This window comes from Xanthomonas arboricola, from assembly GCF_002940665.1.
GTDB classification, from domain to species: Bacteria; Pseudomonadota; Gammaproteobacteria; order Xanthomonadales; family Xanthomonadaceae; genus Xanthomonas; species Xanthomonas arboricola_B.
In genome coordinates, this window is sequence record NZ_MIGY01000001.1 from 348959 (window position 1) to 374248 (window position 25290).

Here is a 25290-nt window from a genome sequence, read left to right on the forward strand (position 1 = left end):
AGCGCGATCTGCAGCGCGTTCGCGCGCCGTGCACGAGCCATCGCCAACCATGGCCGGCGTGAACATCGTGACCGACACCCCAGCTGCACCACCTTCCCCCACGCCACGTCGCCGACGCTGGCTGGTCGGGCTTGCCATCGTCGCCGCCATCGTGGTGATCTTCGTGCTGCTATTCCAGTGGAACTGGCTACGCGGCCCGGTCGAGCGCGTGGTCAGCGCCAAGACCGGCCGCGAATTCCATCTCGGTTATCTGGATGTGAAGCTGGGCCGCACGACCACCGTGCGCGGCAATCGGCTGAGCCTGGCGAATGCAGCATGGTCCAAGCGCGGGCCGATGGCCGAGCTCAACTCGGCGGAGATCGATGTCGAGTTGTGGCCGCTGCTGCGCGGCAAGGTGCGTCTGCCGGAAATCCGCCTGGATCACCCGACCGTCCTGCTGGAAGCCGGCGACGATACCCATCCGGGAAACTGGGTATTCGACCAGGACGATGGCGATGGCACGATGCCCCGCCTCGGCCGCCTGCTGGTGAACGACGGGCGCCTGCAATACATCGATGCAGCCAATCGCTCGGACGTGGATGTGGCGATCAACAGCCTCGCGCCACCGAGCAGCGACCAGCGTGCAGCGCCGATCGGCATCGACGGCAAGGGCCGGTGGAAGGGCTATCCCTTCATGCTCAAGGGCAACACCGCCTCGCCGCTGGAGCTGAGTCAGAGCGAGCACCCGTTCCGCATCGATCTTCACGGCAGCGCCGGCGCCACGCGCACCCACGTACGCGGCACCTTGACCAACCCGTTCCAGTTTCAGGTGTTCGAGCTGCAAATGGCGCTCAGTGGCCAGGATATGCAGGACCTGTACCCGCTGACCGGTGTGGCCATGCCGTCGACACCGCCCTACAAGCTCGATGGTCACCTGCGCCGCAACGGCCAGCTCTGGCGCTACGAGAAGTTCACCGGTACCGCCGGCGACAGCGATCTGTCTGGCACTGCAGAAGTGGACCTGCGCAACAAGCGTCCGTTCCTGCGTGCCGATCTGGCGTCCAAACGCCTGGATTTCGACGATCTGGCAGGATTCGTCGGCGCGCCACCGAAAACCGGCGCGAACGAGTCGGCAAACGCCGAACAGAAAAAACAGGCGGCGCAGCTCGCAGCCAGTGCGCGCGTACTGCCACACACCCCTTACGACTTGTCGAAGCTGCGCGCGATGGATGCGCAGGTACGCTGGCGTGCGCAACGCATCAATGCGCCATCGTGGCCGCTGGATGACATGGACGCCTCGCTGACATTGAAGGACGGCCTGCTGCGGCTGGACCCGCTGAACTTCGGCGTTGCCGGTGGCGATATTCGCTCCACCATCCGCATGGACGCGCGCAAGGAGGTGATCACCACGCAGCTCAAGGCAGGCCTTCGCGGCATTCGGCTGGATCAGCTCTTCCCCGATACCGCGCTCGCAAAGCAGGCCTCGGGCGCCATTGGTGGCGAATTCGACCTGCGTGGCCGCGGCAACTCGATCGGCGCGATGCTCGGCACCGCCGACGGCACGATCGGCGTCGGCATGGGTCGCGGTCATGTGGGCAATCTGATCATGGAGCTGGCCGGGCTGGACATCGCCGAGTCGCTGAAATATCTGTTCACCAAGGACCGTCAGATTCCGGTGCGCTGCATCTTCGGCGACTTCGGTGTGCAGGACGGGCTGATGCAATCGCGCGCGTTGGCCTTCGACAGCACCGACACCATCATCATTGGCGAAGGCAGCATCAGCCTGAAGGACGAAACGCTGGACCTGCTGCTGCGCCCACGTCCGAAAGACCGCAGCATCCTGAGCCTGCGCTCGCCGTTGCGGATTGGCGGCAGCTTCAAGGACCCGACCTTCCGTCCCGACTTCAAGGCATTGGGCCTGCGCGGCGCGCTTGCGGTTGGCCTGGGCATGATCGCCCCACCTGCCGCCTTGCTCGCAACCTTCGAACCGGGTCCCGGCAAGGACAGCGACTGCGGCGGCAAGTTCGCGAAGTAAGTGCACCACATCACTTTGGGCGGCCGGCAAACCTGTCGAACGCTGTAGCGATAATGGCAAGGCGGTAACCGCATGCACTTTCTCTGACTGGTGCAGTGATCCCGAGACCTGCAGTGATGGCCCGGATCGAAAGCTGCTGATCAGACTGCAGTCCTCCGAAGACCGCACGGCATGCACTGCTTGCACCATGCAAACCGACCCTTTCGACTGGTCCTTGGCCGTCCACCGTCGTGGGACCTTACGCGGCATGGATGCCGCGTAAGAGCCTACAAGGATGTACTTGCGGCATGTCCCGCGATGGTGGGCGGGCAAGGGCCGTGCGACCAGGCCGCAGATCAAACGCTTCAAAAATGATCTATCTGCCCGCCAGACTCCTCAAGTTATTCCGACCAGGAGCGCGGTTCAAAACAAGATACACGGAAATTGGCCAGCGCTGCTCTAGCTGGCGATGTACCGCTGCAGCTGATCGATATCGCGCTGCTGGTTCTCGATCACCGCCTTGACCAGATCGCCGATGGACACCACGCCCTGCACGCGGCCGCTGTCGACCACCGGCAGATGCCGGAAGCGTCCGTCGGTCATCAACTGCATGCAACGCTCCAGCGTGTCCGACGGCGACACGGTCACTACCTGGGCACTCATGATTTCGGCAACGCTGGTGGTCGATGAGGCGCGATCGCGCAGCACCACCTTGCGCGCGTAATCGCGCTCGGACACGATGCCGACCAGGCGTGGCCCGTCCATCACCAACACCGCGCCGATGCCTTTCTCGGCCATCAGGCGGATCGCCTCGATCACTGCGGCATCTGCCGCGACCGCGAATACCTCAACCTGTTTGGTCCCCAACAGCTGTCGTACGGTCTGCATGGCCCGCTCCGCGCTTGGTCTGGTGGTCGCAGACTACTCCCACCGCGCCACGGTGGGTATCGACCAGGTACAGCGGACGCTGCTTGGCTTCGTCATACAAGCGGCCCAGGTACTCGCCAATCAGGCCCAGGGCGATCAGCTGGATGCCGCCCAGGAACAGGATCACCGACATCATGGTCGGCCAGCCGGCCACCGGGTCGCCCATCAGCGCCGCCTTGACTACCACCCAGCCACCGAACAGGAATGCCACCAGCGCGGTGAGCAAGCCCAGATAGGTCGCCACGCGCAGCGGCACGGTGGAAAAACTGGTGATGCCATCCAGCGCGAAGTTCCACAGCCGCCACACCGTGAATTTGCTGCGCCCCGACAAACGCGGCGCACGCCGGTACGGCAGCGCTACCTGACGAAACCCGACCCAGCCGAACAGCCCCTTCATGAAACGGTGGCGCTCGCGCAGCTGCTGCAAGGCTTCCACCACCCGCGGCGACAACAGCCTGAAATCCCCGGTATCGGCCGGAATCGGCGTACGCGACAACTGCCGGATGACCCGATAGAACGCATGCGCCGCACTGCGCTTCAACCAGCTCTCGCCCTCGCGAAAAATCCGCGTGCCGAAGACGTTGTCGTAACCGGCACGCCACAGCGCGACGAACTCGGGGATCAACTCCGGCGGGTCCTGTCCATCGGCATCGAGCAGCACCACCGCACCGGACAGCACATGGTCCAGGCCGGCAGAAATGGCCACTTCCTTGCCGAAGTTACGCGACAGCCGCACCGCACTCACCTGCGCATCGGCATCGGCAAGTGCCTGCAACACGCTCCAGGTGCCATCGCTGCTGCCATCGTCGACATACAGCACATGCGTCTGCACTCCACTCAGGCCCGCCAGCACTGCGCACAGGCGCGGATGCAGCAGCGGAATGCTGGTCTCCTCGTTATAGGCTGCAATCACCACCGTCAGGCGGTCTGCGACCACCGGCAGCTGCGCGGGGCCGGACGTGCGCATGCTCACGGCGCCTGCAGATACGCAGGGCCGCCTAGCTGGCGCGCCTGCCGCTGGATCCATGCCGTCCGCCGTTGCACAAAGGCGCCGGGGCGACGGGCGTCATAACGGCGTGGCGAGGGCAGCACCGCCGCCAGACGCGCCGCCTCGGTCGGCGACAACCCGGCCGCGTCCTTGCTCCAGAACTGCCGGGCGGCGGCCTGCGCGCCGTACACCCCGTCGCCGAACTCGGCCACGTTGAGATACATCTCCAGAATGCGCTGCTTCGGCCACAGCAGCTCGATCAACACCGTGTACCAGGCCTCCAGGCCCTTGCGCACCCAACTGCGGCCTTGCCACAGGAACACGTTCTTGGCGACCTGCTGACTGATCGTGCTGGCCCCGCGCACGCGCCCACCGCGCGCATTGTGATCGCGCGCCTTTTCGATCGCCTGCAGGTCGAAGCCGTGATGCACCGGAAACTGCTGATCCTCCGCAGCCACCACCGAAATCGGCAGGCTGGCGGCGATCCTGTCGTAGTCGCGCCATTGCTGGTGCAGCGAAAAATGCCAATCGCGCTCGCCCCAGGCTTCCAGATAGCGCCCGACCATCATGCTGCTGATCGGCGGATCGATCACCCGCAGCACCAGCACCTGCAGCACACTCGCAGCGGCAAACAGCAGCGGTGCTGCCAACAGCCAACGTAGCCAGCGCCGCGCGCGCCGCGGTGGCGCCACCTGCTTGCCATCCAATGCATCCGTCCCCATTGTTCGCTACGACCTTTCATCCCGATGCTTGTTGCATTATCCGGCAACCGGCGTCCCTTACGTTCGATGTACCCATGACCGATCACGATCAGCTTTCCCGTTTCCTGCTGCCTGCTGCCGGCGTGCGCGGCGTCCATGTCTGCCTGACCCAGGCCTGGCACGACATCCAGGGCGCCGCCGACTACCCGCCCGCCGCCCGCCAGTTGCTTGGCGAGGCCGCCGTGGCCGCCGCCTTGTTCACCGGACACACCAAGGTCGATGGGCGTTTGTCGGTGCAACTGCGCGGCAATCAGACGCTACGCACCCTGTTTGCCGAATGCACCGCGGCCGGCACCTTGCGCGGCATCGTGCAGCTGGCCGACGGCGCCGATGCCCCCACCGACCTGCGCGAACTGGGCGAGGCCGCGCTGCTGGCGATCACCATCGAAAACCCCGGCCTGGACCCACGCGAACCGCAGCGCTACCAGAGCCTGGTCGGCATGCAGGCGCCGGATCTGGCCGAAGCCTTCGAAACCTATTTCCAGCAGTCCGAGCAGTTGCCAACCCGGCTGCTGCTGGCCGCGGGTCCGGACCAGGCCGCCGGCCTGCTGTTGCAAAAGCTGCCCGGCGACGAAGGCGACAACGATGGCTGGACCCGCATCGGCGCGCTGTTCGACACCCTGGGCGCCCCGGAATTGCTCTCGGTCGCCAGCGAGGACCTGCTGCACCGGTTGTTCCACGAGGAAGACACCCAATTGCTGGGCAGCAAGCCGCTCAGCTTCGGTTGTTCCTGCTCGCGCGAGCGGGTCGCCTCGATGCTGCACTCCCTGGGCGAAGACGAGGCGCGCGCCGCTGCCGAGGCGACCGGCGAGGTTGAGGTTCGCTGCGAGTTCTGCGGGCGTGAGTATCACTTTCCGTTGACCGCGCTGGACGTACTTTTCAACGAGGCGCCGCTGTCGCTGGACGCGCCGGAAAGGTTGCAATAGATAGCGTCCGCGCCGCATTCCGGGGAACGCGGCTACTTGTTAAATAATCATAAACGCCCTAGCATTCTCGTTGCCCGCTCTCGGGAACTTAACAACTGCCCCTGGGTCTGAACTCTGGTATGCGCCACCTTCTTCGCCTCCCGCTCGCTTTGCTGGTTGCTCTCGCGGCAACGACGGGCTTGCACGCGCAGTCGGCATCCCAGCAGTCGCGTGAGAGCACCATCCTGCCGGTTTGGAACAAGGGCAGCGGCAAGGTGGAAGCCTTTCTCTACCTGGAACCCACCGGCGAGCAGAAGGCTGGCGCACGCTGGCACTTCGGCCGCAACTCGCTGGATGCAGCCTTCGGCCTGACCTCTGGCGATTCGCTGGGGCTGATCTGCAACAGCAGCCGCGGGACCAACATCAACGGGCTCGCCAGCCACTGTCTGCTCGCAGGCATCGGCGATGACGAAGAGGACAGCGCCACTGCATCGCGCCGTGTCTCGGCGACCCTGGGCTTCAACCGCGCTGGCGCCCGCGCCGGCGTCACCGCTGGCACCGGCCGCGACGCCCTGCCGGCCTGGTTAATCGGCGCCGGCAAGGCGCCGCTGACCCGCGTCGAACAGAACGACCTGACCGTGTTCGGGCAGAAGAACATCGGTCGCGAAGGCTTCGTCTCGATCGGCGGTACCTATGCGCGCGCGCGCTTGGTGCCGCTGGCCGACGTCTCGCCGGCGATCGCCGACCAGTGGGACAGCAAGACCTTGAGCGTCGGCGGCGGCTACGGCGCCTTCAGCGCCAACGTCATCGGCCGCGTCGTCGACGTCCCAGGTCAACCGGAAAAGTGGGAAGGCCTGGGCCTGGGTCTGACCTGGCGCACCCCCTGGAGCGGCCAGTTGACGGTCGGGGCAGAGAACGTCATTTCCCGTGGCAAGAACCCGTTTGCGCCGAGCAACGAGAGCAACAGCGACGGTACGATCCCGTACGTCCGATACGAGCAAGACCTCTAAATCATTGGTTTTAAATGATTTTATCTGACGCCATCGGTTCGTAGCCGGTGGCGTTTCGCGTTTGGGGCCTATGCCTGTGGCCGCCTTTCACGGCTTTCTTCTTTTTTGTTAACGGGACTTTAATTTCTCGCATAACGCATATACCATCGGTTCACCCTGACGTTTTGGATCCGCTCTTTTCGGACCCCCCGACAGGCAAACAACCCTTGGCAGTACCCAAGATCACTTGGAGAGAGAGCTAATGAATTGCAAGTCCAACAAGCTGCGCGATGCAGTCGTCCTCGCGCTTGTCGTGGGCGTCGGCGGTACCGGTACCGCCATCGCTCAGGAAGCCGGCACCACCAACCTCGACAAGATCGAAGTGACCGGTTCGCGCATCAAGCGCGCGGACGTTGAAACGTCGCAGCCGGTTTTCAGCATGAGCCGTCAGCAGATCGAATCGCAGGGCCTGACCTCGATTGGCGACGTGATCCAGAACATCAGCTCCGGCGGTTCGGCGCTCAATAGCAATGTCAACAACGGCGGCAACGGCGAAACCCGCGTCAACCTGCGCAACCTCGGCTCCAACCGCACTCTGGTGCTGGTCAATGGTCGTCGTTGGGTCGGCGGCACCGGCCTGGGCGGCGCAGTCGACCTCAACACGATTCCGACTGCTGCCGTCGAGCGCATCGAAGTCCTGAAGGATGGCGCCTCCACGATCTACGGCTCCGACGCCATCTCCGGCGTGGTCAACATCATTTTGCGTCAGAACTTCGATGGCGCCGAAGCGAATGCGTATTTCGGCCAGTACGACAAGGGCGACGGCAGCCGTGAGTCTTACGACTTCACGATCGGCTCCACTGGCGATCGTTGGCACGCCACGTTGGGCGTCGGCTATGTCAAGGAAGAGCCAGTCTGGGCAGGCGATCGCGAAATCTCGTCGGTCCCGGTGTTCGGCGCCGTCGCCGGTACCGGCAACAGCACAACGATTCCTGGCGGTCGCTTCGGCATCTTCGGACCGACCGGCACCAGCGCCACCGGCACACCCACCTTTGGCGCAACGCGCTTCAATGGAACGCCTGGGTTCTCCATCACCAACGACGGCGGTACGACCTCGCGCAACTACACTGCAGCCGACAGCTACAACTTTGCGCCGGCCAACTATCTGGTGACCCCGCAGGAGCGCAAGTCGGTATTCGCCGACGCTGGCCTGTCGATCACGGACAATGTGCGCTTCAAGACCACGGTGACCTACAACGAGCGCGAGTCGAGCCAGATCCTGGCACCGATGCCGGTCGTTCTTGGTCGCTCCGCGCCCGGCACCAACGGCGCAGATATCGTTATTTCGGCAAATAACATCTACAACAATACCGGCCGCGATATCGACTACATCCAGTACCGTGCCGAAGAGACCGGCGGTCGCATCTTCACCCAGAACGTCAAGACGTTCGGGTTCAGCGGTGCATTCGAGGGTGATTTCGAAGTCGGCCAGCGCTTCTTCAACTGGGAAGCCGGTATGTTCTACGGCAAGAATGACCAGACAGATCGCACCACCGGCCTGTTCAATATTTCCGCACTGCGCAACGCGCTTGGCCCGTCGTTCGTCGATGCTGGCGGCGTGGCACGCTGCGGTACCGCAGCCAGCACGATCGACGGCTGCGTGCCGATGAATATGTTGAGCGGCCCGGGCTCGTTGACCCCGGAAATGCTCGGTTACGCTGGCTTCAATGCACATGACCTCTATGGGTACGAGCAGAAGACCTATTTCGGCAACATCGGCGGCGAGCTGTTTGACCTGCAGGGAGGTGCATTTGCATTCCCCTTTGGTGCTGAACACCGCGAAGAGTCGGGCTTTGACGATCCGGACGCGCTGATCAACTCCGGTGACACCACTGGCAACGCACGTACTGCGACAAACGGCGGCTACAAGCTGGACGAAGCCTACCTCGAACTCGCCGTGCCGCTGCTGGCTGACCTGCCGGGCGCACAGTTGCTGGACTTCAGCCTGGCCACGCGGTATTCGGACTACAGCAACTTCGGCGACACCACCAACAGCAAGTTTGGTTTCCGCTGGAAGCCGATCACCGACTTGATGATCCGTGGTAACTGGTCGCAGGGTTTTCGCGCACCGTCGATCAACGAGCTGTTCCAGGGCGTAAGCGATACCTTCGAAGACGTGCGTGATCCGTGCGCAGGCTCCTTCAGCGATGGCTCTGTCAACGGAACGCGTCCGGGTTCGTGCGGCGCAGTGCCGGCCTACGCTCAGGCCAACCCGCAGGTGCGTACCGCCACTGGCGGCAACCCGAACCTGCAGCCGGAAACGTCGACGTCCAAGACTTTGGGCTTTGTGTTCAGCCCGAGCTGGGTCACTGGCCTGGATATCTCGCTGGACTGGTGGAACATCGAGATCGAAGATGCAATCGACACGCAGACCGTGCAGGAGACTCTAGACAGCTGCTATTTGGCAGGTATCGCCAATGCTTGCTCGCTGATTCAGCGCGAACCTACTGGCGAAGTTTCGAATCTGCTGGCAGTGCCGAACAACATTGCGAAAATCGAGGCTGAAGGTTACGACCTGACCGTGGGCTATCGCCTGCCGGACACCGCATGGGGCAGCTTCAGCGTGGTGTGGGACTCGACCTACATGAGCAAGTTCGTGGTCGAGAAGCCGCTGCAGGACCCGGAAACCCGCGTTGGCTTGTACCGTGGCGGCTCGGCCCGTGACAACAACTGGCGCATCCGCTCCAACCTGATGCTCAATTGGGAATTGGGCGACGTCGGTGGCTCGGCATCCATGCGCTACTACAGCTCGCAGGTCGAAAACTGCACGGGCGCCAATGTGGCGACTCCGGCAAACGTGGCACTGCTGTGCTCGGATCCGGATCGTGTGACTGCTGCTGGTGCAGCGCCGCGCAACCACGTTCCCAGCGTGACCTACACCGATCTGGCGGCGTACTGGAAGGCGCCGTGGAACGCACGGGTTACCGTTGGCGTGAACAATGCGTTTGACCGTGATCCGCCGCAGGCAGCGACTGCCTTTGCGAACAGCTTTGACTCGCAGTACGAAATTCCGGGTCGCTTCTACTACATGCGTTACACCCAGAAGTTCTGATATCGGCTGCTCATGTAATACGTAACCAAAAAACCGCGACTCGAAGGAGTCGCGGTTTTTCTTTACCTGACGATCAGGAATCAATCCATGCCGGGCGCCTGAGACCCTACCCCGGAATCAAGGTCTGGATCACATGCTCGACGTAGGCTTCGAAATCTTCGCGGGCTTGCTTGGGTTGCTGCAGTTGCAGCGAGAGCTGCAGGAAGCCGACGTAGGCGGCATAGGCCAGGCGCGCGCGGTGCTGGGCGTCGGTGCGGCTCAGGCCGGCCTGGCGGAACGAAGCGATCAGGTAGTCGAGACGGCGCTGCGAGACACGGTCGATGACCGGGCGCACGGCCGGGTGGTCCAGTGCCTTGAGCAATTCGCTGTAGATCACATGCGGTTTGACTTCGTGCGCGACCAGTTGGAACAGCGCGCGCAAGCGTGCGCTAGGGTCCGGGACGTCTTCCAGGCTGCCGAACACTTCCTTCTGTTCGAAGATCTCCCAACGTTCGAGGGCTGCCTGCAGCAACGCATCGCGCGAGGGGAAATGCCAGTAGAAGCTGCCCTTGGTCACGCCGAGACGGCGTGCCAGCGGCTCGACCGCGACGGCGCCCACCCCTTGTTCTGCGATCAGGTCCAGTGCGGCCTGTGCCCAATCATCCGCGCTGAGGCGATTGCCGCGACCGGACGTGGCGCGGGGTGTGGTGAGGCTTGGGTCGGTAATGTCATTCATTGACGCGATTTAACCATACGCTTGAGTCAGTTGCAGTATGCATCACAAAAAGGACATACAAATGCCACGATTCAATGGCTTAACCGTCCATACCAGGCAGTATTGACAGCAGCCAGGGCAGGTCCATACCATGAGGTATGGTCACGTCCTCTCCTAGCCTCGCCCACAGTGCGTCTGCCAGTCGCATCGACGCTGGCGAGACATCGCTTGCCGTGTCGGTGCGAGGTGCTGACCACGCGGCGACGGTGCTGCTGGCACACGGGTTCGGACAGAATCGGCATGCGTGGGGAAGCACCGCGGCTCGATTGGCCGATGCCGGCTACCGAGCGTTGGCCTACGATGCGCGCGGTCATGGCGATTCCGGTTTCAACGACCCAGGCCTGCCCTACTCGTCCACCCAATTCACTGATGACTTGATTGTGCTGGCAGGCGAGCAGGCCGAGCCGCCGGTGCTGGTCGCCGCGTCGATGGGCGGCTTGTTCGGCCTGCTTGCGGAGGCGCGCTGGCCAGGTCTGTTTCGCGCGATCGTGCTGGTCGACATCACGCCCCGCTGGGATACTGCCGGCGTGGAACGCATCCTGCGTTTCATGACCGCGCATCCGGATGGCTTTGCATCGCTGGATGCCGCTGCCGACGCAATTGCCGCGTATATGCCGCAGCGCCCACGCAAGACGGCCGAGCAGTTGCAGGCCTTGTTGAGGCGGCGCGCGGACGGTCGCTGGCACTGGCATTGGGATCCGCGGCTGGTCGACGAACTGGCGGGACAGGATCCGCACGCACAGCAGCAGACCTTGCTGCACGCCGCCGCGCAGGTGCGTTGCCCGATGCTGCTGATCAGCGGCGGGCGCAGTGATCTGGTCACGCCGGACAATATCAACGAATTCCTGTCGATCGCGCCGCATGCGCAGCACGTGCATTTGCCCGATGCCACACACATGCTGGCCGGCGACGACAACACCACGTTTACCGCAACCGTGTTGCATTATCTGGACGCACTGCCCCCGGTTGGCACCATCGTAGCGTCCAACATTACCGAGCATGTCACTGGAGCAAGACCATGAGCATCGTTGCACCGTTCCTCCTCGTCATCCTGGCGGCGGGCATCGCTGCCTATCACCGCATGCGTCTTGCCACCTGGGTTGCGCTGAGCGCCTGTGTGCTGGTGGCCTGCTGGTTGCTGGGTGCCAATCTCACCGCAACCATCGCCGCTGCCGTGCTGGTGGTACTGGTCTCCGCGCCGGTGCTGTTGCCGTTCCTGCGCAAGCCACTGCTGACCACGCCGCTGATGGGCTTCTTCCGCAAGGTGCTGCCGCCGCTGTCGCAGACCGAACGCATCGCGCTGGAAACCGGTTCGGTGGGCTTTGAAGGCGAGCTGTTCACCGGCGACCCGGATTGGCAGAAGTTGCTCAACTACCCCAAGCCCCAACTGAGCGCCGAAGAGCAGGCCTTTCTCGACGGCCCGGTCGAAGAGCTGTGCAAGATGGTCAACGATTGGGAGATCACGCACGTCCACGCCGACCTGCCACCGGAGCTGTGGGAGTACATCAAGAAGAACAAGTTCTTCGGCATGATCATTCCCAAGCAGTACGGCGGCCTGGGCTTCAGTGCGCTGGCGCATCACAAGGTGATCCAGAAGCTGTCCTCGATCTCCAGCGTGGTCAGCTCCACCGTCGGCGTGCCCAACTCGCTCGGGCCGGGTGAGCTGCTGCTGCATTACGGCACGCCGGAACAGAAAGACTATTACCTGCCGCGTCTGGCGGTCGGCGCCGAGGTGCCGTGTTTCGGTCTGACCGGCCCGTTCGCCGGCTCCGATGCGACCTCGATCCCCGACTACGGCATCGTCTGCAAGGGCGAGTGGAATGGCGCCAACGTCCTCGGCGTCAAGCTCACCTTCGACAAACGCTACATCACCCTGGCGCCGGTGGCCTCGTTGATCGGCCTGGCGTTCCGCGCCTACGACCCGGATGGCCTGATCGGCGACAAGAAGGACATCGGCATCACCCTGGCGCTGCTGCCGCGCGAGACCCCCGGCGTGGAAATCGGCCGTCGCCATTTCCCGCTCAATTCGCCGTTCCAGAACGGCCCGATCCACGGCGAGGAAGTGTTCATCCCGCTGAGCCAGCTGATCGGCGGCGTGGAGATGGTCGGCAAGGGCTGGAACATGCTCAACGAGTGCCTGGCGGTGGGCCGCTCGATCACCCTGCCCTCCACGGCCAGCGGCGGCGGCAAGTACGCCGCAGTGGTGACCGGCGCGTATGCGCGCATCCGCAAGCAGTTCGGCCTGTCGATCGGCCGCTTCGAGGGCGTGGAAGAAGCGCTCGCGCGGATCGGCGGCAAGGCGTATGCGATCAGCGCGTTGTCGCAGGCCACCGCTGCGGCGGTGGACCGTGGCGACGTGCCGTCGGTGCCATCGGCGATCGCCAAGTATCACTGCACCACCATGGGCCGCGAAGTGGTTAGCGACATGATGGATGTGATCGGCGGCAAGGGCATCATCCTGGGGCCGCGCAACTTTGCCGGCCGCGCCTGGCAGGCGGCGCCGATCGGCGTGACCGTGGAAGGCGCCAACATCATGACCCGCAGCCTGCTGATCTTCGGCCAGGGCGCGATCCTGTGCCATCCGTGGGTGATGAAGGAGATGCAGGCGGCGCAGGATCCGGATACGCGGCGTGGCCTGGAAGAGTTCGACCAGAGCCTGTTCGGGCATATCCGCTTCGGTATCTCCAACGCAGTGCGTTCGTTCTGGTTCGGGCTGACCGGTGCGCGCATCGGTGCAGCGCCGGGCGACGTGTACACGCGGCGTTTCTTCCGCAAGCTGGACCGTTATTCCGCCAACCTGGCGCTGATGGCCGACGTATCGATGCTGATGCTTGGCGGCAAGCTCAAGTTCAAGGAATCGCTGTCCGGCCGTCTGGGCGACGTACTGAGCCATATCTACTTGACCAGCGCGATGCTCAAGCGCTATCACGACGAGGGCGCGCCGGCGACCGATCAGCCGCTGCTGGCCTGGGCTTTCCATGACAGCGTGCACAAGATCGAAACCGCGCTGTCCGCGGCGTTGCGCAACTTCCCGATCCGTCCGGTGGGTTGGTTGATGTGGGTGCTGATCTTCCCGCTGGGCCGTCGTGCCGAAGCACCGGGTGACCGCCTGGGACATCGCGTGGCATCGATCCTGATGACGCCGAACGAAGCGCGCGACCGTCTGGGCCAGGGTGTGTTCCTGACCCCGTGCGCCAACAATCCGGGCGGACGTATCGCCAGCTATCTGGCCAAGGCCGTGCTGGCCGAGCCGGTGGAGCGCAAGTTCCTCAAGGCGCTCAAGACCAAGGGCATCGAAGCGCTGGGCTTTACCGCGCAATTGGACGAGGCCGTGGCCGAAGGCGTGATCACCGGCGACGAGCGCAGGCAGCTGGAGGAGTTGCGCGAGATGATGATGGACACCATCACCGTTGACGACTTCGATCCGCACGAGCTGCGCGCGGCCAGCTACTACGACAAGCCGCAGGCCCAGCAACCGCGCGAAGCGGCGTAAGGCTCAGGGCAGGGTAACAGCAGATAACGGCGGGCTTCGGCCCGCCGTTGTCGTTTGTGGAGACTGGCTGTGGTGGAGGCCGAGCATTTCGCAACTGCACTGCCTGCCGTCAGCGTCTTCGACCAGTCCCCAGCAACTGCAATCCCGGTGGACTGTCTGGTAAGAGCGGGCTTGCCCGCGATGAAGCTCCACCGGTAACGCCTCATCGCGGGCAGGCCCGCTCCTACAGACAGCGAGCAAGCCGCCTCAGCGCGGCAACCACAGCAACGCCAGGGCAATCAGCGCGGGCAAGGCCTGCACGAAAAAGATGCGGCGGTTGACGCTGTAGGCGCCGTAGCAGCCTGCCACGACGACACAGCCCAGAAAGAAGCTGAGCACATCGGTGCGGGCCTGGAGCGCGCCCCAGAACAGGCCCGCGGCCAGGAAACCGTTGTACAGACCCTGGTTGGCCGCCAGCACGCGTGTGGCCTGCGCCTTCTCGAGGGTATTGCGGAAGGTCTTCAAGCCCAGCCGCCGCGTCCACAGCACCATCTCCAACACGAGGATGTAGACGTGCAGCAGAGCGACGCACAGACCGGCGACGATGGCAAACAGGGACATGGCGGATCGGCGTGGTGGATGTAACGGTCAGCATAGCTGCGATTGCGGTCCTGTTGTTCAGAGCAGGCGATGGAACCCATCGCGCCAGCGGTGCATGGCGATGTACGGGACCTGCACGATCGGAGCGTCGCGATTGCCGGAATCGGCGGCGTCTCCCGCGGACGTGTCCCGCGGTGGTTGGTGGGCGGGCACAGGTGCTGCAGCCGAGTTGCAGATCAAGCGCTCTACAACTGATCTATTTGCTCGCCACGCTCGCCCGAAGGCAAACGCGGCTAGTTCAAACAGCGGCATCGTTTAGGTGCAGCCCAATGCCGCGGTCAAGAGCTCAGTGAATCGAGCGCGCGGTGCCATAGGTTGCTTCATTGAAAGCCTGCTTGCTGCTCGGCTTGTCTTGGCAACTGATTGGGCATGCTGCAAACAATGCCTGTCATGCCCTGCTTGCCTGTGCACACCGACCATCTCGACTGGTCCTTGCCCGCTCACCGTCGCGGGACCTTACGCGGCATGGATGCCGCGTAAGAGCCTACAGGGACGTACTTGCGGCGTGTCCTGCGATGGTGGGCGGGCAAGGACCCTGCAACCAGGCCGCAGATCATCCGCTGTAAAACCGATCTATCTGCACTGGCCCAGCACCCCGAATAAGGCGACCAAGAATCCGAGGCCAAGCGTCATTCAGCGGATCCAGTCAAGAACTGGTCAATAGAATGCGCGGCGCCCTCGCCGCATCAGGAAGTTTGCAGATGGCGTTGTCGAAAGCCATCCACACGGGCTGGTACCCCCACAGTATGTCGCTCCAAGCAATGGTCGCGCCCGCCTGATACCCACGAAGTCGTCTTGCTGGCTGCTTCTAGTCGGAGGTGTGCTTGCTCGTTTCCGCATCGCGTTCTGCGGGCAGTTTGCGCGCCTCGCGCAGCAGGCCGAACGCGCCCAGGGTCATGCCCGATGCCACCAGCAGACCGACGCCGAACACTGCGCTGGAGCCGAATGCGGATACCAGCTTGTGCACCCACACAAAGGTGAGATCGCCACCGCGGTAGATCACGGTGTCGATCGCCACACCGGCCTTGTAGCGCCATTCCCGCTCCACCCGCGTGTACAAGGTCTCGCGCGCCGGCTTGGCCAGCGCGAACTCGCTGGAGCGGGTGATCACCTGCACGATCGCAAGCATCATCGGCAACGGCGAGGCCGTCAGCACGGCATAGCCCAGCGTGATCGCCACGCCCGGGATCAGCAGCGCCGGTGCGATGCCGAAGCGGGACAACAGCGCGCGCGTCACCAGCAGCTGCAAGACCAGGGTAAGCGCGTTGATCGCCAGGTCGATACTCGCGTAATAGGCAGTGGCGGCCGCTGCGTCCGTGTAGAGCCGCCGTACCAGCGCTGCCTGCTCGTTATAGAGCAAGGTGCCGACGCCCACACCGAACAACACCACAAAGGCCAGCCAGCGCAGCAACGGCTCGCGCACGATCAGCTTGAGCCCGCCCAGCACATCGCCGCCCATCGGCACCTCGCCGGAGCTCAGCTGTCGCTCCTGCTCGCGCGCAACCGCCCACAAGCGCAGACGCAGCACGCAGACCACGCACACCGTCAGGAACCCGGCCGACACCAGCATCAGATGTGCGATGCCGATGCGCTCGACCAGCGTGCGGGTGAGGATCGGCCCGAGAAACGCGCCCAGCGTACCGGCCGCGCCGATGTAACCGTAGTAATTGCGCGCTTCGGCATTGCTGAAGACGTCGGCCATGAAGCTCCAGAACACCGCCACCGCAAACAGGTTGAAGACCGTCACCCACAAGAAGAACGCCATGCCGCGCCCGGGCACGCCGCTGTCGAACAACACGTAGAACAGCAACAGGGTCGCGATGAAGAAGCCATATACCACCGGCAGGAACACCCGGCGCGGATGGCGGCTGACCAGCGCGCCGTAGACCGGCTGCAGCAACACCATGATCAGGAAGGTGCAGGTGAACAGCACCTGCAGGGTGAAGTCCTTGAGCGGCATGCCGCGCGCAGCGAAGAAGGCGATCATGCCGGTGGGAAAGATCGCTTCAACATCCGCCGACGCGCTCATCGCCTCGCGCACCGGACGCAGCACGTAGTAGCCGCTGAGCAGGCAGAAGAAGTACAGGAACGACCACGCCAGCGGCGGCGAGCTGCGCAATGCCGCACTCAGACGGCCAGCCGCCGAGCGCGGCGGAGATGGGCTGGTCATCGGGTAAGGCTCGCTCGCATCAACGGGCGCGACAGCAGGGACATGGCAGCGGCAACACCCGCGATACAAGCGCGCAAGTTAGCCGATGCCGCGCTGCATCACCAGCGGCAGCGGGCGGCACGGACCATATCGATCGCGTGCGAGTACGGCACGCAGCTTGCAGCTGTCTCCGTACGGGCCCCGCGCTGCGCTGCAAAGGCGCCGAGCAAGTCGATTTATGAACCTAAAATCATCAATAGGATCAATATGATGCCCATTCATCTTCTGGCAGTTTGTGCTATTGCGAAGCGCGGCGCTAGAATCGCCGGAGGCAGTGGAACAGGCGGGATGATCATGACTCAAATGCGCAGGCGCCGACGGTTCCGACCGTTGGCCATCGGGCTGCTCGGGGCGTTATTGCCTTTGGCCCTCTCTTCCACCGCGCAGACACCCGCGCCGACTGCTTCTGCGCTGCAGCCGGCCACCGTCGTGCAGTCGCCTACCGCTCCGCTGCAATATCGTGCGTCGCTCCCGGCCAGCCAGGTGCTTGCCCCGGCTGCCGGGTTCGATGTGGCCGCGTTCGAATCGATGGCCAATCAGTTGACCTACGGCAATCGCCTGCCCGGCATGGCGATGGCGATCGTGCAGGGCGGCAAGGTCCTGAGCGCGCGCGGCTACGGCGTCACCGACGTCAATCACCCGCAGCCGGTCGATGCCCACACCGTGTTCCGTCTTGCATCGCTGTCCAAGGCTTTTGCCGGCACCATGGCCGGGTTGCTGGTCAACGACGGCGTGCTGCGTTGGGACAGCAAGGTGGTGGACTACGTGCCCGGCTTCCAGCTCAGCAATAACGTCGCCACCCGGCAACTCACCGTTGCCGAGGTGCTCAGCCACCGCGTCGGGCTGACCCGCAATGCCTACGACAACGATATCGAGTCCAACGTCGACTACTACTCGCTCAGCCACAAGCTTGCCGCCGCGCCGCTGCGCTGCGCGCCCGGCGATTGCTATGCGTACCAGAACGTTGCCTTCAGCCTGGTCGGCGATGTGGTGTTCGCTGCGTCAGGCAGCTTCTACGAGCAGTCGGTGGAACGCCGCATCTTCAAGCCGCTGGGCATGAACGATGCGAGCATGGGTCTGGCCGGTATCCAGGCCAGTCCACGCTGGGCGCGCCCGCACGTGCGCAGCCGCAATGGCTGGGTGTCGCTGACGCCCAAGCCGACTTACTACCGCCTCGCCCCCGCTGCCGGCGTCAATGCCAGCGCCAGCGACATGGCGCAGTGGTTGCTCGCGCACACCGGCCACCGCACCGACGTGCTGCCTGCGCCGCTGCTGGCGACGTTGCACGCGCCGCTGATCTCCACACCAGGGGAAATGCGTTCGGGTTGGCGCCACGAGCGCGTGGACGCTGCCAGCTACGCGCTGGGCTGGCGCGTGTTCGACTACGCCGGCCATCAAGTCGTCTTCCATGCCGGCGCAGTGCAAGGCTACCGCGGCTTGGTCGCACTGCTGCCCGAGCGCGATCTCGGCATCGCAATCATGTGGAACGGCGAGAGCGGTTTGCCCTCCGGCATGCTGCCGACCATTCTGGATCGTGCGCTGGGCCTGCCCGCCAAGCGTTGGCTGGATATCGATGTGGATGGCGACTTCGGCAGCGAGAACATGCTGGCCGAGCGTCCCGACCCTGCCGGCAAAGGCGCTTCGTCCGGCAAGTCGGTGGCATCGCCGCGCTAAGTGGAGCTTGCTGCGACCTCGCACACAGGCGGCTTCGGCCGCCTGTGTCGTTTCTGGCCAGCAGGATCGAATCGGGCGTGTCGACATCGGTGGCCGGAAGCCGGGCATCGCTCCATGGCCCTGCGATGACGGTCATGGCAGGCGCAGGTCTGATTCACCTTTTCGACTAAGCGCGTCAGGCCTAACTGAAAAAGCGGGCGGTGGTTCGTCGCCACATGATGCTGCCCAATGCATCTCCCTCGCTTGGCACGACCAACCCATCGCACCGCTACGCCAATCGATGGCGGCACTGCCGATCAGGACAGACGATGGTCAGCTGGGCGGACGGCGCAGCGGTCCAGCCCACCAGAAGGGATGGACCGGAGCAAGCGGTGGCGAATCGCAAGTGGCGAATAGGGCGGCGATAGCCACAACGCTTCGGCCTGACATTCCGTCACGCAGAGCGCGGCGCATCCGGCAGCCATAGCTTTGGCTGCCTGCGTGCGACCGGCACGTCCTCGATCATGGACGTTCTGGACCAATAAAAAAGCTCCCTCCCCGCTGGGCGTCGGGGAGAGAGCTCGATGTTTACGGCGATCGGGTAGTGCGGATCAGATCAGCGGCGCCGGGGTTGCGGGCAGCGCGACCGGAGCGGCCTTCTTCTTGCGAACGGCCGGCTTCTTCTTGGCGACCTTCTTCACAGCAGGCTTCTTGGCGGCAGTCTTCTTGGTGGTGGACTTCTTGGTCGCCTTCTTGGCGACTGCCTTCTTGGCGGTCTTCTTGACTGCCTTCTTGGCGGTCTTCTTGACTGCCTTCTTGGCGGCGGTCTTCTTGGTCGCCTTCTTCGCAGTCTTCTTCACTGCCTTCTTGGCGGCAGTCTTCTTGGTTGCCTTCTTTGCAGTCTTCTTCACTGCCTTCTTGGCGGTTGCCTTCTTTGCAGTCTTCTTGACGGCCTTCTTGGCAGCAGTCTTCTTCACTGCCTTCTTGGCGGTCGCCTTCTTGGCGACCTTCTTGACGGCCTTCTTGGCGGCAGTCTTCTTCACTGCCTTTTTGGCAGTGGGTTTCTTTTTCGCAGCTTTTGCAGTGGCCATGTAATTGGCTCCTCGTCAGTGAACTATGGAGGTGAAACGCCCAGTTGAAGCAAACCCCGCAACGGCACGCCGTCGTCGGGAACCATCCGCAGGTAATGCGCGACGGGACGGATACAGAAACACCCGCATCGAACTGCGACGCGGGTGCGTGATCGGAGCGACTGCTGCTTTTTTGGAGAGAAGCGGACCCAGCTCCACCGTGGATAGCGCTTCGGTGGACATCTGAAACAAGCGTGTCGGCTTGATGTTGATCCTGCTCACTCTCTTTCGCAGCAACGTCTGCTGGGCGAAACCTAATCACGCTTTTTTTTACTGTCAACAGTCTTTTGCATTTTTTTTTCAACACCTCGTCGCCATGCGCCCCGTCGAGATGCCCCAAAGACGCTGCGCGATGCCGCGCGCAGCTGCCCTTCGCATGCGGTCGTGCAACGGCGTTTTCAAAAAAGCACTTCTTTTGTGCTGTTTTTTTTTTGCGATGCAGACAAGCGTGCCGTTGTCCGCTGCACCGATGGAGCGGCGCACACCTTCTCGCCGCAGTGCGCACCGCCTGTCCGCCAGCTGAAAATTTTTTATCCGCCAAGCTTGCCTGAGGCGCCGCACAAGCAAAAATGCGCAAACTTATTGCGCGGTTCTCGACCCATGCGTGCATCCGCATGCGTTGCCAACGGCATGCACTGCACACCGTGTCCGATGTTGGACGCACGCGATGCTGCAGACATTCTTCACCGGCTGCACGCCATCTCCTCACGATTAGCTCACGTCAGAAATCCGGCACCGCGATGGTGGCATCGTGTTGGACGATGTGGCGCGCGAAGACCGCTGGCAAGTGCGATTTGTCGAACATCGGCAACGGCATGGGCCGCGATCGACAGCCGGCACTGATCGGTCGCGTGCAGATCGGCAAGATGCACGCCGTCGTCGGGCAGGATCGGCGCGCGGCCACCGCCGCGCAGGCAAAAAAAATGGCCGCTCCAACGAGCGGCCATCCGGGTCTGCGACGGGCCAGGCGAAGTCAGTGCGCGTCGTCTTCCAGCAGCTCGGCGTAGTCGTCCGGCGTCAGCAGGTCGTTGAGCTCTTCCTTGTCGTCGAGTTCGACCACGAAGATCCAGCCTTCGCCGTAGGCGTCTTCGTTGATGGTTTCCGGCTTGTCGCTGAGTGCGCTGTTGACCTCAACGACGGTGCCGCTGACCGGGCTGTAGACGTCGGAGGCGGCCTTGACTGACTCCACCACCGCCGCGCCGTTGCCAACCTGCACGGTGTCGCCGACGCCGGGCAGTTCGACATAGACCAAGTCGCCCAGCAAGCCCTGCGCATGGTCGGAGATGCCGACAGTCACGCGGCCGCTGCTTTCGACGCGGGCCCACTCGTGGGACTTTAGGAACTTGAGGTCGCCAGGGATCTCGCTCATGGGTGTGCTCCGGGGAAACTGAGGGGTTGGGGACAGGTGGCTAGTTTAGACCGCACGACAAGACAGGTGCACGCGTGTCGGCAGATGGCGGGTGGCGACGGATGTTGCACGCCGCCGGATGTTTGCATGTCCGGCAGCATTTGACTCATTCGCCAAGGACGCCGGGCTGCGCCTGGCCGTCGCGCACGAACGGAAACTTCACCGCGCGCAACGGCACCTGCTTGCCACGGATGTCCACGCGCAGCGCATCGATGCTGCCGGCCGGCACACGCGCGAACGCGATCGCCTTGCCGAGCGTGGGCGAAAAGGTGCCGGACAGGATCTCACCTTCGCCGCTGGCGCTGAGCACGGTCTGGCCATGCCGCAGCACGCCCTTCTCATCCATCACCACACCGATCAGTTGACGCGGTGCGCCCTGCGCTTTCTGCGACTCGAGTACGGCGCGACCGATGAAGTCGCGGCCGTCGTCCAGGGCGATCGTCCAGGCCAGCGCAGCCTCGTACGGACTGACCGTGTCGTCCATGTCCTGGCCGTAGAGATTCATGCCGGCCTCCAGACGCAGGGTGTCGCGGGCGCCCAGACCGGCCGGCTTGACGCCTTGCGCGAGAAGTGCGTTCCAGAACGCCACCGCTGCCTCCTGCGGCAACACGATTTCAAAACCGTCTTCGCCGGTGTAACCGGTACGCGCAAGGAACAGCTCCACCCCATCGCGCGAGCGCGTCTGCAGCGCAGCGAAACGGCCGAGCTTGCTCGCCGCTGCGGTATCGGCCGGATCCACCAGTTCAATGACCTTGGCGCGCGCGTTGGGGCCTTGCACGGCGATCATCGCAAAGTCGCCGCGCTCTTCCACGCGCACCTGGAAAGCTGCGGCCTGTTCGCCGATCCACTGCAGGTCCTTTTTGCGGGTGGCGGCGTTGACCACCAGGCGGAAGAAGTCCTCGCGCAGGAAGTAGACGATCAAATCGTCGATCACCCCGCCCTGCGGATTGAGCATGCAGGTGTACAACGCCTTGCCGGAGACCTTGAGCTTGTCCACCGAGTTGGCGAGCAGGTAGCGCAGGAACTCGCGCACGCGTGGACCGTGCAGGTCGACCACGGTCATGTGGCTGACATCGAACATGCCGGCGTCGCGACGCACCTGATGGTGCTCGTCCAGCTGCGAGCCGTAATGGATCGGCATGTCCCAACCGCCGAAGTCGACCATCTTGGCGCCAAGCGCACGATGGGTGTCGTTGAGGATGGTCTTCTGGGTCATGCGCGCCGGTCCAAGGGAAAGAGGACCATTATCGCCGCCCGGCCGCGCTTGGGGGAACGGCGCAGGCCACGCAGCAGCGCGCTGCGCCAGCCGGACCTGGCCGCGCCATATCGCGCCGCACTGCAGCATCGCTGCCTCGGCGCGACCCGCGTGCCTGGCCCGATCAACCGGACGCCTGCACCTGCAAGGTGTCGGCGTTGCGCATCTCGCCGCAACGGAGCAGGCAACCGCGCGTTGCGAAACGCCGACGTTGCTGCGAAGGCGCGCTCAGACGCCGCGCGGCGAGAACATGATGATCGCCATGCCGAGCAGGCAGCACGCTGCGCCAAGCAGATCCCAACGCGTCGGCGTCACCCCGTCCACCCACCACAGCCACACCAGTGCACTGGCGATGTAGACCCCGCCATAGGCGGCATACACGCGCCCGCTGGCATCGGGATGCAGGCTCAACAACCATACGAAGATGGCCAGGCTCAACGCCGTCGGCAGCAGCAACCAGATGCTGCCGCCTTTACGTAGCCACAGATAAGGCAGGTAGCAACCGACCAGCTCGGCGATGGCGGTGGCCGCGAACAACAACAGCGTGGTCGGTGCGACATTCATGCACGGCCTGGCTTGCCGACGCCCTGCTTGCCGGCATCAGCTTGCTGCAGCTCGGAGGTGTCGCGCGCCTGATCGCCGACCGCCGGCGCGTCAGTGACAGGCGTTGCGGCAGCCAGGTGACCGAAAGCAGACGGATCACCGCCGCGTTCGCCGCGCTTGACCTGTTGCCACAGCGCCTCCTGTTGCTGCAGCGAGAGTGCGACCAAGGAGGTGCCGTTCGCCTGCGCCTGCGCTTCCATTGCGCGAAAGCGACGCTCGAACTTGAGGTTGGCGTGGCGCAGCGCCGCACCCACGTCGACCCTGGCATGGCGCGCCAGGTTGGCGCAGACAAACAACACATCGCCGAGCTCGTCCTCCAGCCGGGCCTGGTTGTCGGCGACCGGGCCACGGCCGAACTCCACGCGCAGCTCCTCGATTTCTTCCTGCAGCTTTTCCAGCACCGGGGCCGGGCCGGGCCAATCGAAACCGACCCGCGCCGCACGCGCCTGCAGTTTGGTGGAGCGCTGCCATTCCGGCAGGCCGCGTGCGATGCCGGCGAGCGCGGAGTCGTCCTGATGGCCCGCCGCGCGACGTTCGTCGCGCTTGATCTGCTCCCAGTTGGCGCTCACCGCCTGCGCATCGTCGGCGCGTTGCTCGGCGAAGACATGCGGGTGGCGGCGCACCAGCTTGTCGCTGAGCGTGGCGACCACGTCGGCGAATCCGAACGCGCCCCGCTCGGCGGCCATCTGCGCATGGAAGACCACTTGCAAGAGAAGGTCCCCCAGCTCGTCGCGCAGAGCCGGCAGGTCGTTGCGATCGATGGCGTCGGCGACTTCGTAGGCTTCTTCGATGGTGTACGGCGCGATGCTGGCGAAGGTCTGCTCCACATCCCACGGACAACCGTGCTCACGGTCGCGCAGGCGCGCCATCAGCTGCAGCAGGCGCTGGAGGTCGCCGGTCGGCGGGGACTGAGACATAGTGGGTTCCTGGCAGATGTGGTGCAGTTGAGCGGCGTGGCCAAGCGATGCCGTGGGCAAGTACCGCGTCACCTGGCGGCAGGCGATGCGTAAGGACCGCATTGGACATGACTGCATCGGGATTGCGCGCAGCCGTCGGAGCCTTCCGGCGGGCGCGCAGGCAGCTGTCGGCGATGCTCACACCAGCCAGCTGCGCCATGGCAGATTGGGATCGCCCAGCGCGATGAAATCGCCATTGAGCAAGGTGTCGCGGCGGTTGTAACGGAACGGTTTGCCGGTGCCGCCGGCCAGCAGCACACCACCGGCGGCGTGCAGCACGCACTGGCCGGCCGCGGTGTCCCACTCGGAGGTAGGGCCGAAGCGCGGATACACGTCCAGGTCGCCCTCGGCAATGCGGCAGAACTTCAACGACGACCCTTGCGCGACCACATCGATCTCGCCCATGCGCTCCAGCGCGGCAGCGGTGCGGGCGTCGCGGTGCGAGCGACTGGCGGCAACCCGCAGCGGCGTGGCCGCCGGCGTACGCGTGTGCAGCATCTCGTCGCGGTCGCCATCGCGGCGGTAGGCGTTCTCGCCGCGCGCGGCATACCAGACCCGGCCATCGACCGGCGCCTGCACCACGCCGAGCACCGGTGCACCCATATGGATCAGTGCGATGTTGACGCTGAACTCGCCGTTGCGCTTGACGAACTCGCGGGTGCCGTCGAGCGGGTCGACCAGCCAGTAGCTGGTCCAGAACTGACGGTCTTCCCAGGCCACGTGCGCGGATTCTTCCGACAGCACCGGCACGTCCGGGGTGACCCGGCGCAAGCCTTCGACGATGACACGATTGGCGGCAAGGTCGGCCTGCGTCAGCGGGCTGGCGTCGTCCTTGATCTGCACTGCGAAATCCTGCGCGTAGACATCCATGATCGCCGCCCCCGCCTCGCGGGCGATGGCGATCACGGTTTCGCGCAGTTCCATCGGGATGCGGATCATGGGTTGCGCTCCAGCCACTCGCGCGCGATGAACAAGGCGGCCAGCGAGCGGCCTTCGGAAAAATCTTCGCGCAGCATCAGGTCGTCCAGACGGGCGATCGGCCAGGGCACCACTTCCATCTCCTCCGGCTCGTCGCCGACCAGGCGCTCGGGATAGAGATCGCGTGCCAGCACCAACCAGGATTGGTGACTCATATAAGTAGGAGCGAGCGTCATCCCACGCAGCACCTGCACCTGGCGCGCGCCGTAACCGGCTTCTTCCTTGAGTTCGCGGTCGGCGGCCTGCTCCGGCGTTTCGCCGGCATCGATGCGGCCCTTGACCAGACCCAGCTCGTAGCGATGCACGCCGGCGGCGTACTCGCGCACCAGCAGCACGGTCTGCGCGTCGAGCATCGGCACCACCACCACCGCGCCATGACCCTGGCTGAGCTGGCGTTCGTAAAGGCGACGCTCGCCATTGGAAAATTCCAGATCCAGCTGCTGGCGACGGAACGGCCCGTCGCCCAGATCGGTGATCTTGTGGATGGTCGGCAGGCGCGGGCTCATACGCAGCACGCAGCGGCGAAGCCGACCGATA

At 64.1% G+C, this 25290-nt stretch carries 22 protein-coding genes; 9 read left to right on the forward strand and 13 right to left on the reverse strand.

The annotated features are described in order from the left end of the window. Window positions 1-49 precede the first annotated feature (49 nt). On the forward strand, window positions 50-2014 hold the full coding sequence (locus tag XarjCFBP7645_RS01685) for an AsmA family protein (RefSeq protein ID WP_429001449.1): 1965 nt from the start codon (window positions 50-52) through the stop codon (window positions 2012-2014). Window positions 2015-2452: 438 nt separating this feature from the next. Here XarjCFBP7645_RS01685 and XarjCFBP7645_RS01690 read toward each other — a convergent pair whose 3' ends face one another. Genes XarjCFBP7645_RS01690 through mtgA form a run of 3 tightly spaced genes read right to left on the reverse strand, consistent with a single transcriptional unit; the run spans window position 2453 to window position 4630 of the window. Next, a complete protein-coding gene (locus XarjCFBP7645_RS01690; RefSeq protein WP_104536001.1) occupies window positions 2453-2881 on the reverse strand; it encodes a CBS domain-containing protein in 429 nt (142 codons plus the stop codon). Then, entirely contained in the window at window positions 2841-3887 is a 1047-nt protein-coding gene (locus tag XarjCFBP7645_RS01695; RefSeq protein ID WP_104536002.1) for a glycosyltransferase family 2 protein, read from the reverse strand. Before XarjCFBP7645_RS01695 ends, XarjCFBP7645_RS01690 begins: the two co-directional genes overlap by 41 nt. A gap of 2 nt (window positions 3888-3889) precedes the next feature. After that, entirely contained in the window at window positions 3890-4630 is a 741-nt protein-coding gene (mtgA, locus tag XarjCFBP7645_RS01700) for a monofunctional biosynthetic peptidoglycan transglycosylase (protein WP_104536003.1), read from the reverse strand. A gap of 74 nt (window positions 4631-4704) precedes the next feature. On the opposite strand from mtgA, the gene XarjCFBP7645_RS01705 reads away from it, so the two are divergent. The 3 genes from XarjCFBP7645_RS01705 to XarjCFBP7645_RS01715 all read left to right on the forward strand — a co-directional run bounded on the left by XarjCFBP7645_RS01705 (window position 4705) and on the right by XarjCFBP7645_RS01715 (window position 9675). Continuing rightward, window positions 4705-5595 (forward strand): Hsp33 family molecular chaperone HslO, encoded by an 891-nt coding sequence (locus XarjCFBP7645_RS01705; RefSeq protein WP_104536004.1) that lies wholly within the window; start codon window positions 4705-4707, stop codon window positions 5593-5595. Between the two features lie 152 nt (window positions 5596-5747). Next, a complete protein-coding gene (locus XarjCFBP7645_RS01710; RefSeq protein WP_181126207.1) occupies window positions 5748-6584 on the forward strand; it encodes a hypothetical protein in 837 nt (278 codons plus the stop codon). A 241-nt stretch (window positions 6585-6825) separates the two neighbouring features. Next, the gene (locus tag XarjCFBP7645_RS01715; protein ID WP_104536006.1) at window positions 6826-9675 is read left to right on the forward strand and encodes a TonB-dependent receptor domain-containing protein; all 2850 of its coding nucleotides are present in this window, start codon (window positions 6826-6828) and stop codon (window positions 9673-9675) included. Between the two features lie 106 nt (window positions 9676-9781). On the opposite strand, the gene XarjCFBP7645_RS01720 is transcribed toward XarjCFBP7645_RS01715, so the two are convergent. Then, a complete protein-coding gene (locus tag XarjCFBP7645_RS01720) occupies window positions 9782-10390 on the reverse strand; it encodes a TetR/AcrR family transcriptional regulator (RefSeq protein WP_016902764.1) in 609 nt (202 codons plus the stop codon). A gap of 137 nt (window positions 10391-10527) precedes the next feature. On the opposite strand from XarjCFBP7645_RS01720, the gene XarjCFBP7645_RS01725 reads away from it, so the two are divergent. Both XarjCFBP7645_RS01725 and XarjCFBP7645_RS01730 read left to right on the forward strand, forming a co-directional pair. Beyond that, window positions 10528-11451 (forward strand): alpha/beta fold hydrolase, encoded by a 924-nt coding sequence (locus XarjCFBP7645_RS01725; protein ID WP_181126105.1) that lies wholly within the window; start codon window positions 10528-10530, stop codon window positions 11449-11451. After that, window positions 11448-13922 carry an acyl-CoA dehydrogenase gene (locus tag XarjCFBP7645_RS01730; RefSeq protein WP_104536007.1) on the forward strand — a complete coding sequence of 825 codons (2475 nt, stop codon included), beginning with the start codon at window positions 11448-11450 and terminating at the stop codon, window positions 13920-13922. Before XarjCFBP7645_RS01725 ends, XarjCFBP7645_RS01730 begins: the two co-directional genes overlap by 4 nt. Before the next feature lie 246 nt (window positions 13923-14168). On the opposite strand, the gene XarjCFBP7645_RS01735 is transcribed toward XarjCFBP7645_RS01730, so the two are convergent. Then, entirely contained in the window at window positions 14169-14522 is a 354-nt protein-coding gene (locus tag XarjCFBP7645_RS01735) for a DUF1304 domain-containing protein (RefSeq protein WP_104536008.1), read from the reverse strand. A gap of 847 nt (window positions 14523-15369) precedes the next feature. Further along, the gene (locus XarjCFBP7645_RS01745; protein WP_104536009.1) at window positions 15370-16731 is read right to left on the reverse strand and encodes an NTP/NDP exchange transporter; all 1362 of its coding nucleotides are present in this window, start codon (window positions 16729-16731) and stop codon (window positions 15370-15372) included. Between the two features lie 369 nt (window positions 16732-17100). On the opposite strand from XarjCFBP7645_RS01745, the gene XarjCFBP7645_RS01750 reads away from it, so the two are divergent. From XarjCFBP7645_RS01750 to XarjCFBP7645_RS21580, 3 genes are all read left to right on the forward strand, one after another. Further along, entirely contained in the window at window positions 17101-18444 is a 1344-nt protein-coding gene (locus tag XarjCFBP7645_RS01750; protein ID WP_181126107.1) for a serine hydrolase domain-containing protein, read from the forward strand. A gap of 642 nt (window positions 18445-19086) precedes the next feature. Continuing rightward, window positions 19087-19518 carry a hypothetical protein gene (locus XarjCFBP7645_RS21845; protein WP_243848942.1) on the forward strand — a complete coding sequence of 144 codons (432 nt, stop codon included), beginning with the start codon at window positions 19087-19089 and terminating at the stop codon, window positions 19516-19518. Between the two features lie 240 nt (window positions 19519-19758). Continuing rightward, window positions 19759-20076, forward strand: a complete 318-nt coding sequence (locus tag XarjCFBP7645_RS21580; protein WP_181126109.1) for a hypothetical protein — start codon at window positions 19759-19761, stop codon at window positions 20074-20076. A 193-nt stretch (window positions 20077-20269) separates the two neighbouring features. On the opposite strand, the gene XarjCFBP7645_RS21585 is transcribed toward XarjCFBP7645_RS21580, so the two are convergent. The 7 genes from XarjCFBP7645_RS21585 to nudE form a co-directional block, all read right to left on the reverse strand. Beyond that, complete coding sequence (locus XarjCFBP7645_RS21585; protein WP_181126111.1) at window positions 20270-20500, reverse strand: hypothetical protein; 231 nt, start codon at window positions 20498-20500, stop codon at window positions 20270-20272. A 26-nt stretch (window positions 20501-20526) separates the two neighbouring features. Next, entirely contained in the window at window positions 20527-20922 is a 396-nt protein-coding gene (gene gcvH / locus XarjCFBP7645_RS01765; RefSeq protein ID WP_104536012.1) for a glycine cleavage system protein GcvH, read from the reverse strand. 145 nt (window positions 20923-21067) lie between these two features. Continuing rightward, window positions 21068-22177 (reverse strand): glycine cleavage system aminomethyltransferase GcvT, encoded by a 1110-nt coding sequence (gcvT, locus tag XarjCFBP7645_RS01770; protein WP_104536013.1) that lies wholly within the window; start codon window positions 22175-22177, stop codon window positions 21068-21070. 267 nt (window positions 22178-22444) lie between these two features. After that, window positions 22445-22780, reverse strand: a complete 336-nt coding sequence (locus XarjCFBP7645_RS01775) for a YnfA family protein (RefSeq protein WP_104536014.1) — start codon at window positions 22778-22780, stop codon at window positions 22445-22447. Continuing rightward, the gene (gene mazG / locus XarjCFBP7645_RS01780; protein WP_104536015.1) at window positions 22777-23736 is read right to left on the reverse strand and encodes a nucleoside triphosphate pyrophosphohydrolase; all 960 of its coding nucleotides are present in this window, start codon (window positions 23734-23736) and stop codon (window positions 22777-22779) included. The genes XarjCFBP7645_RS01775 and mazG overlap by 4 nt, the downstream gene beginning before the upstream one ends. A gap of 177 nt (window positions 23737-23913) precedes the next feature. Continuing rightward, window positions 23914-24714 carry a 3'(2'),5'-bisphosphate nucleotidase CysQ gene (gene cysQ, locus XarjCFBP7645_RS01785; RefSeq protein ID WP_024939266.1) on the reverse strand — a complete coding sequence of 267 codons (801 nt, stop codon included), beginning with the start codon at window positions 24712-24714 and terminating at the stop codon, window positions 23914-23916. Beyond that, window positions 24711-25259, reverse strand: a complete 549-nt coding sequence (gene nudE / locus XarjCFBP7645_RS01790; protein ID WP_166774360.1) for an ADP compounds hydrolase NudE — start codon at window positions 25257-25259, stop codon at window positions 24711-24713. Before nudE ends, cysQ begins: the two co-directional genes overlap by 4 nt. Between the last annotated feature and the right edge of the window lie 31 nt (window positions 25260-25290).